Here is a 16031-nt window from a genome sequence, read left to right on the forward strand (position 1 = left end):
TGAGCCGCAGCTGAACACCCGTAGTACGGCCACGTACCAAGGACGCTGATGTCTCAACTTCGCGCACCCGCCGCGCGGCCGGAGCGCCGCGAGGGCGGCGGACGCCACGGTCGGTCGGGCTCACGCACCCCCGCCGCAGGCCCCCGTTCCCCCCGCACTCCTCCCTCAGGCAGGCAGCAGCCCAGACCGGCATCGGCACCGGAGTCCCGGATACGTCCCCGACTGCTGCGCAGCGCGGTCATCCCCGCCGTGGTCGCCACGCTCAGCGGCGCCGCCGCGGTGCTCTTCACCATCCGGTCGACCGCACTGCGGCCATCGATCGCCCTCTGGCTCGCCCTGCTGGGCTCAGCAGCCCTGGCCATCGCGGCCGTGGTTGCCGCGGTCCTCAGCGCGAACCGGACCGCGAGGTCCGTCGCCGACCGCTGCGACAGGCTGCGCCGCTCGACCGCCCGCAGCCAGGCGGAGCTCCGCACGGTCATGGAGGGACTGCGCCGAGGTGAGCGCCCGGGGCCCCGCTGCGATATAGCGGTCCCCGACGGAGAAGCTGACGAATTCGAGCTGCTCGCCCATGAGCTCAACCGGTCCCATGACGCCGCCGTCGCCGCGGTGGTCCAGGCATCCCGGCTCGCCGGCGCCGGCAGCGATCAGAGGGTAGAGGTCTTCGTCAACCTGGCTCGCAGACTGCAGTCCCTTGTCCATCGTGAGATCCAGCTGCTCGACGAGCTGGAGAACGAGGTCGAGGACCCCGAGCTGCTCAAGGGCCTCTTCCATGTCGACCACCTCGCCACCCGGATTCGCCGCCACGCGGAGAACCTCGCCGTGCTCGGTGGTGCCATCTCCCGCCGTCAGTGGTCGAATCCGGTCACGATGACCGAAGTGCTTCGTTCCTCGATCGCCGAGGTCGAACAGTACCCGCGAGTGAAACTCGTGCCGCCGATCGACGGCACCCTACGCGGCCACGCCGTGGCCGATGTCATCCATCTGCTCGCCGAACTGGTCGAGAACGCCACGCTGTTCTCAGCCCCGCACACCCAGGTCCTGCTGCGTGCCTCCCATGTCACGGCCGGCCTCGCCGTCGAGGTGGAGGACCGGGGCCTCGGCATGTCCGCCGATGAGCAGCACCGGATGAACTCCCTGCTCGCCGACCCCGACCAGGCCAACGTGGCCAAGATGCTGCAGGACGGCCGCATCGGGCTGTTCGTGGTGTCCGCTCTCGCGCGTCGGCACGGTGTCGCGGTGCGCCTCCAGTCCAATATCTACGGTGGCATCCAGGCCGTACTCGTACTGCCGAAGGGCCTGCTCGGTGAGGAGGCCGACGCCGCCCCGCAGACGGGACAGACTCCGGTGTACGAGCCCGACCGGATCGGCCCGAACTCCGTCGTGCCGCCTCCGGTGCACAACGCCCCCGCACCCGCCACGGCTTCCGCACCCGTCACCGACCCGCCGCCCACGACCACCCCGGTCGGCGGCCCGCAGCGCTCACTCACCTACGTCACCACGGGTCCCGGCATCCCGCACCAGCCACCTCAGCGACCGGCTCATCCCCCGCGGCCGGCGCAGCGACCGGACGCCACCGCCCACAGCCCGCTCCCGACACCCGGTGCGACCGGCCCGCGCCCCACGCTCCCCAAGCGCCGCGCCCAGGAACACCTGGCGCCGCAACTGCGCCACGATCCGGTCCCGCGGCCCGCAGAGGAGCAGGCGATCCACGACCCGGGCCTGATAGCCGCCTTCCAGCGCGGTATCGGCCTCGCACAGAACCAGAGTCCCCCGACCGCCCCCCACGAACCGCACCTTCGGGGCGACACCCACAAGGAGTAGATGCACCATGGCGAGCGATACGCCGACCGGTCATTCATCGGATCTCGACTGGCTGCTCAGCGGACTGGTCCAGAGAGTGCCGTACACCCACAACGCGGTGCTGCTTTCCTGTGACGGCCTGGTGAAGTCCGTGCACGGCCTCGACGCCGACAGCGCCGACCACATGGCCGCGTTGGCATCCGGGCTGTACTCACTCGGCCGCAGCGCAGGTGCCCGGTTCGGTGACGGCGGCGAGGTCCGCCAGGTCGTGGTCGAACTCGACTCGACCCTGCTCTTCGTGTCCACCGCGGGTTCGGGCACCTGCCTGGCCGTGCTCGCCGGGCGCGAGGCGGACGCCGCGGTCCTCGGATACGAGATGGCGATGCTCGTCAAGAGCGTGCGGCCCTATCTGGTCACCCCGGCGAGACAGCCGGCCGGAGCGCCCACCATCACGGGCCACTGACCGTGCCCGCCCCGCAGGACGGGCCCTGGCTCGACGACGCGGCCGGGCGCCTCATCCGTCCGTACACGGTGAGCGGCGGCAGGACCCGTCCGACGGCCGCACTCGACCTGCTCTCGCTGGTGATGGCGACCGGCTCGGCGCCGCAGTCCCATCTGGGCCCCGAGCACACCCTGGCGCTCGGGCTGTGTGACGGACCCACATCGGTGGCGGAGATCTCCGCGCATCTGCGGCTCCCGGCGGTCGTCACCAAAGTGCTCCTGTCCGATCTCGTGGAGTGCGGCGCCGTCACCGCGCGGGCGCCCCGCTTCCAGGAGGCCCCTACCGACCGCTCTCTGCTGGAGGCAGTGCTCGATGGCCTACGACGACGGCTCTGAAATCCGCAGCCTCCCGGGACGTTCGGCCGCTGACCGCTTCCCCTCCGCGTTGAAGATCCTGGTCGCGGGGGGATTCGGGGTCGGCAAGACGACCTTCGTCGGAGCGGTGAGCGAGATCGAGCCGCTGAGCACGGAGGAACTGCTGACCACGGTCGGTGAGGCGACGGACCGGCTCGACGGGGTCGAGTCCAAGACCACCACGACCGTCGCCATGGACTTCGGCCGTATCACCCTCGACGAACACCATGTGCTGTACCTCTTCGGCACGCCGGGCCAGGAGCGCTTCTGGTTCATGTGGGACGAACTCTCCGAAGGAGCACTGGGTGCCGTCGTGCTGGCCGACACCCGCCGCCTGGAGGAGTCCTTCGCCGCTGTCGACTTCTTCGAACGGCGGGGTATCGGGTTCGTCGTCGCCGTCAACGAGTTCGACGGTGCCCACCGATATGAGCCGGATGAGGTGCGGGCCGCCATCGACCTCAAACCGGAGATACCCGTCGTGCTGTGCGACGCCCGTATCGGCAGTTCCGGGATACGGACCCTGGTCACCCTCGTCCAGTATCTGCTGACCACCACACCGGCACCCGCGGCGGTGCCGAGCTACGGAGCACACTGATGACGTACGACCCCACCGGGCACCTGCTGCTCACCCCCATCGACCGCGACGCGCCGATACGGGTGGGCAGGCTGCGCCAACTAGGGCTGGGGGAGCGGGCGGAGCCGGCCTTCGACGACTTCGCGCACCGCCTTGCCGAAGTGACCCGAGCCCCGTACTCGATGGTCAACTTCATCGATGAGAACCAGCAGTTCTTCGCCGGGCTGCACACTCCGACGGGCAGCCACTCCGGAGAGCAGCTCGACGCGGCGACCGCGGCGACGGGCGCCGACGTGAGCCGCTTCATGGCACGCGACCACGGCTACTGCCCCCATGTGGTGGTGCGGCGCAAGGCACTCGTCCTGGAGGACGTGTGCGACTACCCGCGATTCGCCGGGAATCCGGTCGTCGACGAGATCGGTATCCGGTCCTATCTCGGGGCGCCGTTGATCGACCGTACGGGGATCGCGCTCGGCACGATCTGCGTGGTGGACACGGAGCCGCGCCCCTGGGGCCGGGCCGGGCTCGAGACGATCAAGGCACTGGCCGCCGAACTGGCGGAGCAGATCCACCGCCGTGAGGACGTCGGAATCTGATGGTGTGTCGTGACACCGGGGCGACGGCGGAGCGCACGGTGTGATGTGGTGATGGAATGCCGCGTCGGCACCGAGGGTGGGCAGTGACGCGGGATGCCGCAGGCGTGTGGGACGGAGGGCCGGGACACCGAACGATGACCGCGCCGAAGACGCTTCGTCGGCCGGTCGGCCCCACCCCGTCACAGGGCGGGAGTCAGCCGGGTGACCTCCGAAAGGGTCTGCGACCACTGCCCCTTGGCGGTGCCCAACGCCACCTCACCGAGCCGTAGCAGTTGGACGTCCGAGGTGCCGGCGGGCGCGAAGATGTGGTGGGCGTCTCGCAGATAGCGCTCGATGGGGCGGTCGGTGAAGAGTCCGGCCGCCGCATGGATCTCCATCGCGTTCCGCGCCGAGTCCAGGGCCGATTCGACATTGACCAGCTTCGCGTTCATCAGCTCCGCGTCGCAGGGAATCCCCTGGTCCAGCAGATGAACCGCGTGGTAGGCGGCAAGCCGCGCAGTCATCAGACGTGACTGTAGCTGCCCCAACTTCATCTTGATGGAGGGGAGTTCATGCAGAGGCGCGCCGTAACGTCGGCGTTCCGAGCAGAAGCGCGTGCTCTCCTCCAGGATCGCCTCGTGGATGCCGAGCGCGACCGCGGTGAGGTTCGCCCGTCCGTACAGCACGCTGGAGGAATAGGCGACGGCGAGGCCGTCTCCCTCCGCGCCGAGCCGGTTCGTCACCGGTACCCGGCAGTTGTCGAAGAACAGCTCTCCGAAGCTGAAACCGTGCAGGCCCATGGTCGGCTTCTGTTCACCCGTGCGAAAGCCGGGCCGGCCCGATTCGACCAGGAGGGCGGTCAGGCCCCCTGATCCCGGACCCGTGCGGACCACGACGCCGTGCAGATCGCCGACATGGCTGTTGCCGACGTACACCTTTCGGCCATTGACGACATACTCGTCGCCGTCACGTACGGCGGTGGCGGTCATGCCCAGCACATGACCGCCCGACTCGGGCTCGGTGACCGCGATCGTGGGCAGGCACTCCCCGGCGGCGATCGCCGGAAGCCAGGTCTTCTTCTGCTCTTCGCTGCCGAAGTGGACCACCTTCGCGGCGCCCAGCTGGGAGGCCTGGACCATGGCCCCCATGGCGGCGCTGACCCGGGACAGCTCCTCGATGATGATGGTCTTGGCGAGGTGCCCGGCTCCCATGCCGCCGTACGCCTTGTCGATCGTCGCCCCGAGCCAGCCCCGACGTGCGATCAGCCGCGACAACTCGTGGTGCACCGTCCGGGCCGACTCCATCGCGGCAACCCGGGGGCGGACTTCGTTCTCGGCGAAACGCCTGACGCTCTCCCTGAGCTGATGGTGCGGTCGGCTGGTGAAGTACCCGTCCATGGCGAGCCCTCCTCTGCGAAAACGCCTGCTCGCGCGGGTGTGCGAACTGGTGGTGCATCGGCGCGGTCCCGTGCCGTACGGGCCGGCCACCATGTGGCACCCCATGGTGTTGATCACCGCCAACGGCATCCAGGCAGACTGACAACTATGGCTGAAACCCGGACCGTTGACGTTTGATTGAAGCTGTGCGTTGGGTGGTAGCGGCCCGCCGGTCCTCCCGAAGGGCATTCCCTCCCGGCCGCTCCTTGCCACATGCCAAGGGCAAAGGTTTTGCGGAAGCGCCGGGCGCGTGGTTGTGCCGTCCCGCGCCCCGGTCCGCTCCGGGCGCTGCAGTGTTGCCGCGTCGGCGGCGGCACCCCGCGTTTCGGGCTCGACCGGGGTGGAAAGTATTCGCTCACTGGATGTCAGACAGCTCCCGACTCGGCGAGAACTGGGTTATGTCTACAGGGAGTTGGGGGCCATCAGCGCGCAGTCACTTCGGCGCCGACCCGCGTTTCTGGAAGACGAGAGTCAGGGGTCGAAAGGTTGAGCGAACATATTGTGATGACATTCACCACCATCCCGGCCTGCGGTAACGCATGGTGATGAGTTGCCTACGACTTCAGCACGTACAGTTACGCGTGTGCAGACAGTCGACGAAGGAGACTCATGCGACCGTTCGTACTGAACTTCGTACTTCCGGCCGAGAGTCCAGCGGTCACGATTTCCTACAGCTACGACCCCGCCCTCCAGCTGAACGTGCTGGCGGACGGGCGTCCCGCCGTCGATGACAGGGCGGTGCTGCTGGCGACCGGGACGACCACATCCACGGCCGGTTCCAAGACCCACTTCGACGACTGAACAGACCGGCGCGAGAAATGACCGTGCTCATCCTGACCTGTCGGCAGGACGTGACCGCCGACATGGTGGTCGCCAAGCTGCATGAACGAGGCGTGCCCCTGGTGCGCCTTGATCCCGCCGACGTTCCCGGCGAGGCCGCCATGTCCGCCGAATACGTGCAAGGCGACTTCTACGGCCATCTGTCCACCGAGGGGCGCCTGCTCAGTATGGGCGCCCTGCGCTCGATATGGGTGCGCAGACCGGGGGAACCCGCGGCCCACGCCCCGGCGCCGTCGAAGTGGCTCACCGCCGAAACCGAACAGGCGCTCTACGGGATGCTGTACTCCGCCACCGCGCGGTGGATGAACCATCCCGCCATGTCCGCCCAGGCCCGATGCAAGCCCTGGCAGCTGAGCCTCGCGCACCGCAGCGGTTTCGCCGTGCCACCCACCGTCATCACCACCTTCCCGCGGGTGGCGCGGCAGTTCGCCGCCCAGTACCGGGACATCGTCGTGAAATCGGCTTCCGGGCCGCCGGTCGGTGATCCGCCGGTCGCCCTGCCCACCACCCGGATCAACCAGGACGCCGACTTCTCCTCGGTCGCCGCCGCCCCGACTTTGCTCCAGCAGTACATCGCCAAGCGTGCCGACATCCGGCTCACCGCGGTGGGCGGCAGGCTGTTCGCGGCGCGCAAGCTCGCCGCGTCCGACCAGGTCGACGGGCGCTACGGCAGCACCGGCCACAGCTGGGAAGGTGTGGAGGTGCCCCATCGGATCGCCCGGGCCGTCCGCGACTACGCGGGCGAGGCGGGCCTCGCGTATGCCGCCTTCGACTTCGCGGAGGACGAGGAGGGGGTGTGGTGGTTCCTGGAGTGCAACCAGGGCGGGCAGTTCGGGTTCATCGAACTGGAGACAGGCCAGCCCATCGCGGACGCGGTCGCCGGTTGGCTCGCCGCTGCGCCGAACGGGTCGAGCCGCGTTATGCCGAGAGCGTCCGCGGGGGATGGTCATCGTGTTCTATGACCACCTCCCCCAAGGAGAGACCATGCGTATGCGCACTCTGGTGGCATCGGCCGCGCTGGCCACCGCCGCGGTCCTCGGCGGCGCCGGTGCCGCCGCGGCCCACGACGGCCCCACCGCCATCGGTGTGGTGTCGGGTTCGCCGGGCGTGCTGTCGGGCAACGTGATCCAGATGCCGGTGTACATGCCGTTCACCTTCTGCGGCAACAGCTTCACCGTCATCGGGTTCCTCAATCCGGCGATGGGTGTCTACTGCCTCGCGTAGTCGTCGGGCGGGACGGTACGGCAACAGGCGGCGGGACGCCCTGACGCCTGGGCCCGGTGGATTCTGAACGGGGGAACGTGGCGTAGGACCACCGGGCCCGACCGTGCCCGAGCCGTTACACATCGTGCTCGTCGAGCCGTCTGACGGCCGACCGGGAAACGGTTCGTGACCACCCTGGGAAGTGCGGTATGGTTCTCGTGCGCGATCGGCCGGGGGAAACCCCAGGTCAGACGGGCACCGGGACGTGGCGCAGCTTGGTAGCGCACTTGACTGGGGGTCAAGGGGTCGCAGGTTCAAATCCTGTCGTCCCGACCAGCGAATCCGCCGGTCGGAGGCCGTTTCCTCGTAACAAGAGGAGACGGCCTTTTTCGTTCTCCCCTATCTGTCGCACTGCATGTGTCGTGCCGGAAACGCCGGACTACGGGGATGGTGCTCCAGGTCTGCATCGGGGGCTCCGGATGTGAAGCTCAGTCCCGCCGCGCCACCAGCCGGTAGGCGTTCGCGAGTCCGAGGCGCTCCGCGAACGGCGCGAGAGCACGGTCCGTCAGCGTTGCCGCCAGCAGGGCCGGCAGCCCTGCCAGCAGTACCGAGGTGCGTAGCGCGCGTCTCGCGGCGCCGGGTCTGGCGGGCAGCCAGGGGAGATCGTCCCGCGGCGCCGCCTCGTCCAGCCCCAGCCAGACCGCCGCCACCAGATCGACCGCCTCGTGCGCCGATCCGTGCTGCTGCGCCACCATGGTGAAACCGTGTCCCGCCAGCGCCCGGCGCAGGTTGGCCACCGGCACCAGATGCAGATGCTGCGGCTGGAGCCAGGGGAGCCACCAGCGCCCGAGCAGCCGGGCATAGCGACTGTCCGGGTCCGGCACTTCGATCACCAGATGCCCACCGGGGCGCAGTGCCGCACGTGCCGCCTCCAGCTCCCGCACGGGCTCGGTGCTGTGCTCCAGGTAGTGGAACATGCTCACCACGTCGTATTCGCCGGTCATACCGGGCGCGAGCTCCGTGAAGCCACCGCGGTGACCACGCTCGACCCGCCCCTCGCGGGCGGCGAGCTCGGCGCCGTCGGAGCGGTCGAGCCCATCGAAGACCACGTCCGGCAGCACCTCCCGGGCGACCTCGCAGAAGTGGCCGTGGCCCGTACCCACATCCAGCCACCGCTTTGCCTCGCCGACATAGGGGAGCACCGACTCGGCACGGCGGCGGTACGAGGCGGTGCGCCCGCTGAACATCCCGTCGAGCTGCCGCTCGCCGAGGCCGTCATAGAAGTCCCGGTAGTAGAAGTCGAGCCCCCTGGCGTTGAGCCGGGGGTTCTGGAACAGGTGCCGGCAGGAGTGGCAGCGGTCGATCCGGAACGTGCCGGGCTTGTGCTGGAGAAGGTCGGCTGTGCGCAGCTGCCCGCCGATCCGCGCCGATCCGCACCATGGGCAGGTGTGCCGCATCGGTTCGAAGAAGACCTGCGGCCCGTCGGCGAGCTCGTTCCGGTAGGCGGGTCGCAGCGCGGCCACCAGTTCATGCCGTGACTGCTGGGGACGGGAGCGCTGGGAGCGGGCGGTCATACGGCGTTCTCCTCGGGGGCCCGGGTGCTTGCGGTGTAGGTGTCGTCATCGCGGGCAAGCAGTTCCAGATGGGTGGCGGCGGCCTCGGCGCCGCCCGCGGCACGGAAGGCGGAACCGATCTCCCGCGCTGCGGCCCGGTAGCCGGGCGTGTACAGCACGGCGTCGACGGCCGCACCGATCCTGGCCTCGGTCGCGCGTCCGAAGCGGACCCGTACCCCGGCACCCGCGTCGGCGACCTGCGCGGCGATCACCGGCTGGTCGTCCCTGATCGGTGCCACGACAAGGGGTACGCCGTGCCACAGCGACTCGCACACCGTGTTGTGACCCGCGTGGCAGACCACCGCGTCGACGTGCCTGAGCAGCGCCAGTTGCGGCACCAGGGGGACGCACAGCAGATCCTTGTCCTGGTCCCCGTGCGCGGAACCGGCGTCCACGACGCCCTCGGGGTCCACGATGACGGCCTGCATCCGGTCGGCACGCGCCCGCAGCGCCCGGGCGCACTCGGTGAGGAAGCGCTCACCCACGTCGGTGTTCGCGGTGCCGAGGGTGACGAGGACCTTCGCCCGTTCCGGGTCGAACCACTCCCAGGGAAAGCCGGCCGGGCTGGGTCGCGCGGCCAGCGACGGGCCCACCCAGCGGATCCGGTCCCCGCCGCGGGCGGGCGGACCGGCCAGCTCCTGGGTGGTGAAGGCCAGCACCAGATGGGGTGAGAACCGCGGATCCGCCGTTCCGTCCGGGGCGCCGATACGCCCGCGCAGCTCCTGCAGCAGGGCCTCGTTCCAGGCCGCGACCTTCGGCATCGACGCAAGGACATCGGCGAACTCCGCCGATGTCGTCGCCGACGTCGCCCACCTCACCCGCAGCCGCTCGGCGACGAGTCCGCCCGCAGCGGCCTGCTGGTCCGCGACCAGCACATCGGGACGGAACACCTCCACCGCGTCCCGTACGCCCTCCGCCATCGCGTCGGCGAGCGGCACCAGAAAGCGCTCCCAGAGGAATCGCAGCGCTTCAGGGCCCCGGATGTCCGCGGGCCGTTCCGGACCGTCCGTCCAGGTTGCCGGGGACGGGAACACCCGCGCGTCCTGTCCGGCGAGGCGGTGCACCGCGTCGGGCAGCCCTGCCCAGGCCACCTGGTGTCCACGTCCGGTCAGCGCCGCCGCCACGCCGACCAGCGGATTGATGTGCCCGACGAGCGGCGGGACGACGAACAGGAAGCGGCTCACAGTATGTTCACCTCCATGGGCGCGGCCGGCAGCGGACTGCCGTAACGGTGCGGATGGCGCCCGATCCAGTCCAGTACGAGGTCGCGCACCTGGCCCGGCGCCTCCACCAGCACCGAGTGCTCATGACCCGGCAGCAGTACGGTCCTGCACCGGGGGAGCAGGGCGCGAAGCCACGGAGCCTGCTCGGCGAGGTCGGAGTCCTCGCCGTACACCGCCAGCACCGGGCAGTGCAGAGAACGGAGCTGCTGTTCGCCGACCACCTCGCAGGCGGTGACCTCGGCTGCGATCGCGGTGTCCCGCACCAGCCGTCCCGCCGCCTTCGCCAGCCGTGCCGTGTGGCCGCCGCGGTGCGCGGCGATCCAGTCGAGAGCGTCGCGCTCGTTGGCCGTCATCTCGTGCCGCACCCGGTCCAGCAGGCCGAAGATCTTGCGCGCCCAGGAAGGCGTGGCCGGTTCGGACTCGATGACCGCGATGCTCGCCACCCGCTCGGGGTGCCGCAGGGCGTAGCCGAAGGACACCGTGCCGCCGAAGGAGTTCCCGACCAGATGCACAGGACCGTGGATCTCCAGGCGTGCGAGGAGCGCCCCGAGATCGCCCGTGAACGCGTCGAGGCTGTACCCCGTGGCCGGGCGCTCACTCCGGCCGTGCCCCCGCTGGTCGTACATCACCACATCGAGTCCGGCCGCGGCGAAAGCCGGTGCGACGGTGAAGTAGTAGCTCGCCAGACTGTCGGTCAGCAGACCGTGCAGCAGGACGACGGTGGCCCTGGCCGGGCGCCCGTCGCCGGGACCGAGCCGCTGGACGTGCAGCCGGACACCGCCGGCATCGATGATCGCCATCGGTCAGCCCGCTCCCGCGCTCTTGAGGCAGTGCGCGACGTGTTCCACGAGCCGGCCGACGGTGAGCTCGATGATGTCGTCGAGCTCCATGGACGCCACGAACTCGGCGAAGTTGACCGTCCGCCCGTACCGGTCCTCCAGATGACCGGCCAGGGTGACCAGGTCGATGCTCTCGAACTCCAGATCCCGGCTGAACCGGGTCTCCATCCCGATCTCGGTGTCGTCGAGTCCGTAGTCCTCCAGGACAAGTCCGATCATGGCTCTGATATCGGCGAGGATCTCGTCCTGGTCCGCCCGTAACGGCCCCGCAGGCTGTGTCGTGGTCACTTCCCGTCCTCCTCGTCGCTCGCTGTTCCGGACCGTTCCGGGCCGTTCGCGCTGTTCGGGTCATTCGGGCGGTTCGGTTCACTCGGGCTGCCCGGGCCGGTGGGGGCGGCCGGGCCTCCGGTCCACGCGACGACGTAGGAGCGCTCCGGCAGCCCCGGGGGATTGCTCACCTGCTCGCAGGCGACCCGATGGGTACGCGGCGGTTCACCTGATGCGGTACGCACCTCGACGGTCAGCCGGTCGTGTGCCGCGGCCACCACCGCGAAGTCCCTGGGGCGGCCTGCGAATCCCGTGCCCTCCGCCTTGGCGGCTGCCTCCTTCGCCGCCCAGAAGCGGGTGAACCACAGTGCCTCGGACTCACCGGTGGCTTCTCGGCAGGTGGTCAGCAGCGCACGCTCATCCGGGCCCAGGGCAGCGGTCAGCGTGGTCTCGGGGCGCTCGGTGATCTCCTCGATGTCGATTCCCGGACCGGCACCACCGCCTGCTGCCTGTGCGGTGGCCCGGGGGGTCACGAGGGCGACGGCCGCCTCGGCCCGGTGGGCGATCGAAACGGACAGGGGCGGCAGTGTCCGGCCGTGCCGTCCGCTCACCACGGGCCGGCCGTCCGCTTCGTTGTCCACGCACAGCTCGGCGGGGAAGACCGGGCCCTCACCCTGCCGCCAGAGAACGCCGCGCACCGCGTCCTTGGCGGCGATCCGGCCCAGCAGCCACTGCCGACGCCCGCGCGGTGGCTGCCGTTCGTAGGCCCGGCGCTCGGCGCTGCCCAGCATGTTGCGCATGATCAGGTCACGCGATGCCAGGTCTGGCCAGCGCTCATGGACCAGCGACCAACCACCCGCACGGCTCTCGGACAGGGTGTTGTGCTCGGGGAAGCGCTCGACCGGCCGGGTCTTCGGGTCGTTGTCGAACCGGCGGTCCTGCCAGCCGGACAGCTCGGCCCACACCGTTCCCCCGATGAGCAGCAGCGCGTCGGCTTCGAGGAGGGAACCGGTCAGCGCGGTGACGCGGATGAGGCACTCCAGCGCGGTGCCGGGCGGGGGTGGCGGGCCGAAGAACCGCATTCGCCGCATCCTGACGGGGAACACCACGGTCCGTTCGGTGGCGGTCGCCATGATCCAGTAGCCGAGCACCTGCCCGACGTTGTCCAGCAGCGCACCGGGTGCGGGCGGCACGGTCAGCACGGCGCGTGCATGACGGTCGCCGATTCCGGTCAGCTCGGTCACACCCTGGTAGGCGGGGCCGTGGAACATCCAGCGCTCGTCGTACAACTGGGCCGCCCGGTGTGCCGGTCGGCGCTCGTCGCCGAACGTGCCGCGGTCCCAGACCGGTGGGGGAGGGCCATGGCGTTCGGCGAGCTCGACCGTGGCACGGGCGTGCGGGCCGAAGGACACATCGGCGAGCCCCGGTCCCGACGGGGTGACGGTGACGGTGACGTCCATCGGCTCGGCCGCCGTCAGCCAGCGGTCGAACCGGGCTTCGTGCACGGCGATCGCCCGCAGGCCGGGGGCGCCTCCTTCCGCCGCGTCCATCATGTGGTGGACGATCGTGGTGGCGGGGACCACCGGCCACCGGTCCGCGACGTCGGGCCAGTCCGGACGCTGCCGGAAGAAGCAGTGGTCGAGCAGATAGGGCATGGAGTCCGGCCCCACACGGACCGTGAACGCGGATCCGGCGGGCGCCGGGTCGGTCGGACGGGCCGGAGCCGGTGTGGGCATCGCACGAGCCGTCGGCATCCTGGGCGGCGGCGGTGCGGTGCGGGCGGTCGCGGAGATCAGTTCGGCCGCGACGGCAGCGGTGTCCTGCATCAGCGCGTCGAGTTCGGCGAGTACGGGGAATCGCGCGGCTGCCGCGCCGGTGGTGACCGGGGCCGACGCGGACGGCAGGGACCGGGCCGTCGCGTGCCGGGGAGGTGCCGGGAGCAGCGAGGAGCGCAGCGCGGCGGCGGTGCCGCGGTCCAGCGAGACAAGGGCGCCGCTCAGATCGAGCCGCACCGGCGGCGGCGCCTTCGGCTCTGTGCCGGCGACGCCCGTGGCCGCTGCTGTGGCTGCGGTGGTGGCTGTGATGGTGACTGCGGGGGGGCGGTCGACCGCGTCGGGCCGCACCAGAGCGCCCTCGGCCCACAATGCGACCGCGACCCGCCGCAGCTGTGCGAGACCGGAGCGATGGGGTGAGTTGGCGGCCACCACCAGATGCTCCCGGCCCGCCAGAGTGTCGTCGATCAGCGAGCCCAACTGCCCCGTGCCGACCTGGATGAACGCCCGGAAGCCGGACGCGTACAGAGCTTCGGTCAGTTGCCGGAACCGGACCGGCTCCAGCAGATGGCGTACGAACAGCGCGCGGACACCCGCCTCGTCGTCGGGGAACGGGGCCGCCGTCGTACCCGACCAGACCGGCACCGACGGCCGGTGCAGGGAGAACCGTTCGGCCGCCGCCCGGAACGGTCCGAGGCTGGGCTCCAGCATCGGAGTGTGGAATCCGGACCGGAACGGCAGCACTCTGCAGAGCACCCCGTCGGACCGCAACGCGCCGACGAACTCCTCGACGGCGTCCGGTGGCCCGCACACCATCGACTGGTGTGGTGCGTTGTCATGCGACAGACTCACCGGAAGACCGGAGTGCCGCAGAGCCTCCGACACCTGCAGCGCGGACCTGCCGACCGCGGCGAAGGCGAGGTCGGGCACCGTGACCGTGTCGGGGTCGAGCGAGGCCATGAATTCGTCGACGGCGTGCTCGGCGTACACTCCGGCCGCCGCCATCGCCGTCCACTCACCGATGCTGTGCCCGGCCACCGCCTCCGCCACGACGCCCATCCGGCGCAGCGCCGCGTCCAGCAGCCGCCCCACCGCGACCACACCGAGACCGTGTCGGCCGATGTCGTCCACCTCGGCAGCCGCCGTGCCACTGCCCGCACCAGTGGCCGAAGCCAGGCCGAAGTGCTCGGCCACTCCCTCCACCCGCGGTGCGAAGTCGCCTTCGAGCCCCGGGAAGACAAAGGCCACACGACCGGGACTGGCACCCCCGAGCAGCGGCTCATGAGCGAACCAGACGTCGTTGCGACCGCGCCAGGCCTGGCCCTTGGCGAAGGCGCGCCGGGCCAGCGCCAGCCGTTTCGGGGTGGGCGCGACGATGCCGAGCCGGATCCGGCTCGCCGGCTCCGCGGCAGCGGAAGGTGCGATGCCCATGGCCAGTACGGTGTGGTCGTCGGCGTCCAGCAGGGCGGTCAGCCGCTCCGGGCTGTCGGCCGCGAGCAGCAGCGTCCGTTCGGGCTCGGTGATGGACAGCGACCGCTGCGCCCCGTCAGTCGACCGCGTCGCCCCCGAAGGCCTGGCCGACTGGTGTGGTGCCGGGGCCTGTTCGAGGATCACATGGGCGTTGATCCCGCCGAAGCCGAAGGCGTTCACCGCCGCGCGGCGCCCGCTGCCGCAGGCCGTCTCCCAGGGAACCGGAGCGGTCAGCGGACGGAACCGGGTGTCCGCGAGGGCTGGGTGCGGGACTTCGCAGTGCAGGGTCGGCAGCAGCATCCCGTGATGGACGGCCAGTGCCGCCTTGACGAGACCGGCCACTCCCGCCGCGGGCATGGCGTGGCCGATCATGGACTTCACGGAACCGATGACCGGACGGCCGTTCCCGGGACGGTCACCGCTCTGTCCGCCGTACGGCCCGAACACCTCTGCCAGGGTGCGTAGTTCGGCCGCGTCACCGGCTGGTGTCGCGGTGCCGTGCGCCTCCAGCAGACCGATGGACCCCGGGTCGGCGGGATCGATGCCGGCAGCCTGCCAGGCCTGCCGCACCGCCCTGATCTGTCCCCCCGGATCGGGGTTGACCAGACCGGCCGTACGGCCGTCGCTGCTCACCCCCGTGCCCCGGATCACCGCGTAGACGCGATCGCCGTCCCGCTCGGCGTCCGCCAGCCGTTTGAGTACCACCACCCCAGTGCCCTCGCCGATAAGGATGCCGTCCGCGTCCCGATGGAACGGGCGGACACGCTGGCTCGGCGACAGTGCCCGCAGCTGCGAGAACACACTCCAGAGGGTGATGTCATGGCAGTGGTGCACACCGCCCGCCAGCATCACGTCGCAGCGTCCGGAAGCCAGCTCGCCCACCGCCTGGTCCACCGCCACGAGCGAGGAGGCGCACGCGGCGTCCACGGTGTAGGCGGGTCCGCGCAGATCCAGCCGGTTGGCCATACGCGAGGCGGCGAGGTTGGGCACCAGGCCGATCGCGTTCTCGGGCCGGTCGGGGCCGAGCCGCTCGGTGAACGCAGCGCGCACCCTGTTGAGTTGGGATTCACCGAGCTCCGGCAGCAGTTCGCCGAGTGTGCGCACGAGCTGGCCTGCCGTGCGTACCCGCTGGTCCAGCCGGACCAGGCCGGGGGTCAGATAGCCGCCGCGTCCCAGCACGACCCCGACCCGCTCCCGCACCGGCAACCGTTCCTCGCCGCCCGCGTCGGCGAGCGCCGCGGCCGCCACGTGCAGGGCGATCAGCTGGTCGGGCTCGGTACCGGACACGGAGCTGGGCATGATGCCGTACCGCGTCACATCGACGTCGGTCAGTGTGTCCACGAAACCGCCCCTGCGGCAGTACACCCGGTCCGCGGCAGCGGGACCTGATGCGGAATCCGGCCGGTAGTAGGCCGCGTCCCAACGCCCTTCGGGTACCTCGCTGATGGCATCGAATCCGGTCAGGAGATTGCGCCAGTACGCCGCCAGGTCCGGTGCACCCGGCAGCAGTACGGCCATCCCGGTGATGGCGACGGGCGTGCTGCGGAAGTCGGGACGCGACATC

The 16031-nt window shown here is 70.5% G+C and carries 15 protein-coding genes and 1 tRNA gene; 10 read left to right on the forward strand and 6 right to left on the reverse strand.

Annotated elements, in window-relative coordinates; all coding sequences use genetic code 11:
• The first annotated feature begins 48 nt into the window (after positions 1-48).
• Genes V1460_RS14335 through V1460_RS14355 form a run of 5 tightly spaced genes read left to right on the forward strand, consistent with a single transcriptional unit; the run spans position 49 to position 3825 of the window.
• On the forward strand, positions 49-1821 hold the full coding sequence (locus tag V1460_RS14335; protein ID WP_338674107.1) for an ATP-binding protein: 1773 nt from the start codon (positions 49-51) through the stop codon (positions 1819-1821).
• Positions 1822-1828: 7 nt separating this feature from the next.
• Positions 1829-2263: a roadblock/LC7 domain-containing protein gene (locus tag V1460_RS14340; RefSeq protein WP_338674108.1), complete on the forward strand. Its 435-nt coding sequence runs from the start codon at positions 1829-1831 to the stop codon at positions 2261-2263.
• Between the two features lie 2 nt (positions 2264-2265).
• Entirely contained in the window at positions 2266-2637 is a 372-nt protein-coding gene (locus V1460_RS14345; protein ID WP_338674109.1) for a DUF742 domain-containing protein, read from the forward strand.
• Positions 2615-3250, forward strand: a complete 636-nt coding sequence (locus tag V1460_RS14350) for an ATP/GTP-binding protein (RefSeq protein ID WP_338674110.1) — start codon at positions 2615-2617, stop codon at positions 3248-3250. The genes V1460_RS14345 and V1460_RS14350 overlap by 23 nt, the downstream gene beginning before the upstream one ends.
• On the forward strand, positions 3250-3825 hold the full coding sequence (locus tag V1460_RS14355; protein WP_338674111.1) for a GAF domain-containing protein: 576 nt from the start codon (positions 3250-3252) through the stop codon (positions 3823-3825). The genes V1460_RS14350 and V1460_RS14355 overlap by 1 nt, the downstream gene beginning before the upstream one ends.
• A gap of 179 nt (positions 3826-4004) precedes the next feature.
• Here V1460_RS14355 and V1460_RS14360 read toward each other — a convergent pair whose 3' ends face one another.
• Positions 4005-5201, reverse strand: a complete 1197-nt coding sequence (locus V1460_RS14360) for an acyl-CoA dehydrogenase family protein (protein ID WP_338674112.1) — start codon at positions 5199-5201, stop codon at positions 4005-4007.
• On the opposite strand from V1460_RS14360, the gene V1460_RS14365 reads away from it, so the two are divergent.
• From V1460_RS14365 to V1460_RS14385, 5 genes are all read left to right on the forward strand, one after another.
• Complete coding sequence (locus tag V1460_RS14365) at positions 5200-5343, forward strand: hypothetical protein (protein ID WP_338674113.1); 144 nt, start codon at positions 5200-5202, stop codon at positions 5341-5343. The two genes, V1460_RS14360 and V1460_RS14365, sit on opposite strands and share 2 nt — an antisense overlap.
• A 506-nt stretch (positions 5344-5849) precedes the next feature.
• Positions 5850-6041 carry a putative ATP-grasp-modified RiPP gene (gene tgmA / locus V1460_RS14370; protein ID WP_338674114.1) on the forward strand — a complete coding sequence of 64 codons (192 nt, stop codon included), beginning with the start codon at positions 5850-5852 and terminating at the stop codon, positions 6039-6041.
• A gap of 17 nt (positions 6042-6058) precedes the next feature.
• Positions 6059-7042: an ATP-grasp ribosomal peptide maturase gene (gene tgmB, locus V1460_RS14375; protein WP_338674115.1), complete on the forward strand. Its 984-nt coding sequence runs from the start codon at positions 6059-6061 to the stop codon at positions 7040-7042.
• A 22-nt stretch (positions 7043-7064) separates the two neighbouring features.
• Complete coding sequence (locus V1460_RS14380; protein ID WP_338674116.1) at positions 7065-7304, forward strand: chaplin; 240 nt, start codon at positions 7065-7067, stop codon at positions 7302-7304.
• A gap of 238 nt (positions 7305-7542) precedes the next feature.
• Positions 7543-7619 (forward strand) — tRNA-Pro (locus tag V1460_RS14385).
• A 152-nt stretch (positions 7620-7771) separates the two neighbouring features.
• On the opposite strand, the gene V1460_RS14390 is transcribed toward V1460_RS14385, so the two are convergent.
• From V1460_RS14390 to V1460_RS14410, 5 genes are read right to left on the reverse strand one after another with little or no spacing between them, the layout of a single operon-like run.
• Positions 7772-8857: a class I SAM-dependent methyltransferase gene (locus V1460_RS14390; RefSeq protein ID WP_338674117.1), complete on the reverse strand. Its 1086-nt coding sequence runs from the start codon at positions 8855-8857 to the stop codon at positions 7772-7774.
• Positions 8854-10080 (reverse strand): glycosyltransferase, encoded by a 1227-nt coding sequence (locus V1460_RS14395; protein ID WP_338674118.1) that lies wholly within the window; start codon positions 10078-10080, stop codon positions 8854-8856. The genes V1460_RS14390 and V1460_RS14395 overlap by 4 nt, the downstream gene beginning before the upstream one ends.
• Positions 10077-10919, reverse strand: a complete 843-nt coding sequence (locus V1460_RS14400) for an alpha/beta hydrolase (RefSeq protein ID WP_338674119.1) — start codon at positions 10917-10919, stop codon at positions 10077-10079. Before V1460_RS14400 ends, V1460_RS14395 begins: the two co-directional genes overlap by 4 nt.
• Before the next feature lie 3 nt (positions 10920-10922).
• Positions 10923-11246, reverse strand: a complete 324-nt coding sequence (locus V1460_RS14405; RefSeq protein ID WP_338674120.1) for a phosphopantetheine-binding protein — start codon at positions 11244-11246, stop codon at positions 10923-10925.
• Positions 11243-16030, reverse strand: coding sequence for a beta-ketoacyl synthase N-terminal-like domain-containing protein (locus V1460_RS14410; protein WP_338674121.1), 4788 nt, complete (start codon positions 16028-16030; stop codon positions 11243-11245). Before V1460_RS14410 ends, V1460_RS14405 begins: the two co-directional genes overlap by 4 nt.
• Position 16031 lies beyond the last annotated feature (1 nt).

Source organism: Streptomyces sp. SCSIO 30461, from assembly GCF_037023745.1.
In the GTDB taxonomy this organism is placed as follows: Bacteria; Actinomycetota; Actinomycetes; order Streptomycetales; family Streptomycetaceae; genus Streptomyces.

Excerpts from the sequence above, each read along its gene's own strand:
- V1460_RS14410 (WP_338674121.1), bottom strand. The coding sequence starts at position 16,030 with ATGTCGCGTCCCGACTTCCGCAGCACGCCCGTCGCCATCACCGGGATG.
- V1460_RS14340 (WP_338674108.1), top strand. The coding sequence starts at position 1,829 with ATGGCGAGCGATACGCCGACCGGTCATTCATCGGATCTCGACTGGCTG.
- V1460_RS14355 (WP_338674111.1), top strand. The coding sequence starts at position 3,250 with ATGACGTACGACCCCACCGGGCACCTGCTGCTCACCCCCATCGACCGC.
- V1460_RS14380 (WP_338674116.1), top strand. The coding sequence starts at position 7,065 with ATGCGTATGCGCACTCTGGTGGCATCGGCCGCGCTGGCCACCGCCGCG.
- V1460_RS14400 (WP_338674119.1), bottom strand. The coding sequence starts at position 10,919 with ATGGCGATCATCGATGCCGGCGGTGTCCGGCTGCACGTCCAGCGGCTC.
- tgmA (WP_338674114.1), top strand. The coding sequence starts at position 5,850 with ATGCGACCGTTCGTACTGAACTTCGTACTTCCGGCCGAGAGTCCAGCG.
- tgmB (WP_338674115.1), top strand. The coding sequence starts at position 6,059 with ATGACCGTGCTCATCCTGACCTGTCGGCAGGACGTGACCGCCGACATG.
- V1460_RS14360 (WP_338674112.1), bottom strand. The coding sequence starts at position 5,201 with ATGGACGGGTACTTCACCAGCCGACCGCACCATCAGCTCAGGGAGAGC.
- V1460_RS14350 (WP_338674110.1), top strand. The coding sequence starts at position 2,615 with ATGGCCTACGACGACGGCTCTGAAATCCGCAGCCTCCCGGGACGTTCG.
- V1460_RS14335 (WP_338674107.1), top strand. The coding sequence starts at position 49 with ATGTCTCAACTTCGCGCACCCGCCGCGCGGCCGGAGCGCCGCGAGGGC.
- V1460_RS14390 (WP_338674117.1), bottom strand. The coding sequence starts at position 8,857 with ATGACCGCCCGCTCCCAGCGCTCCCGTCCCCAGCAGTCACGGCATGAA.
- V1460_RS14365 (WP_338674113.1), top strand. The coding sequence starts at position 5,200 with ATGGCGAGCCCTCCTCTGCGAAAACGCCTGCTCGCGCGGGTGTGCGAA.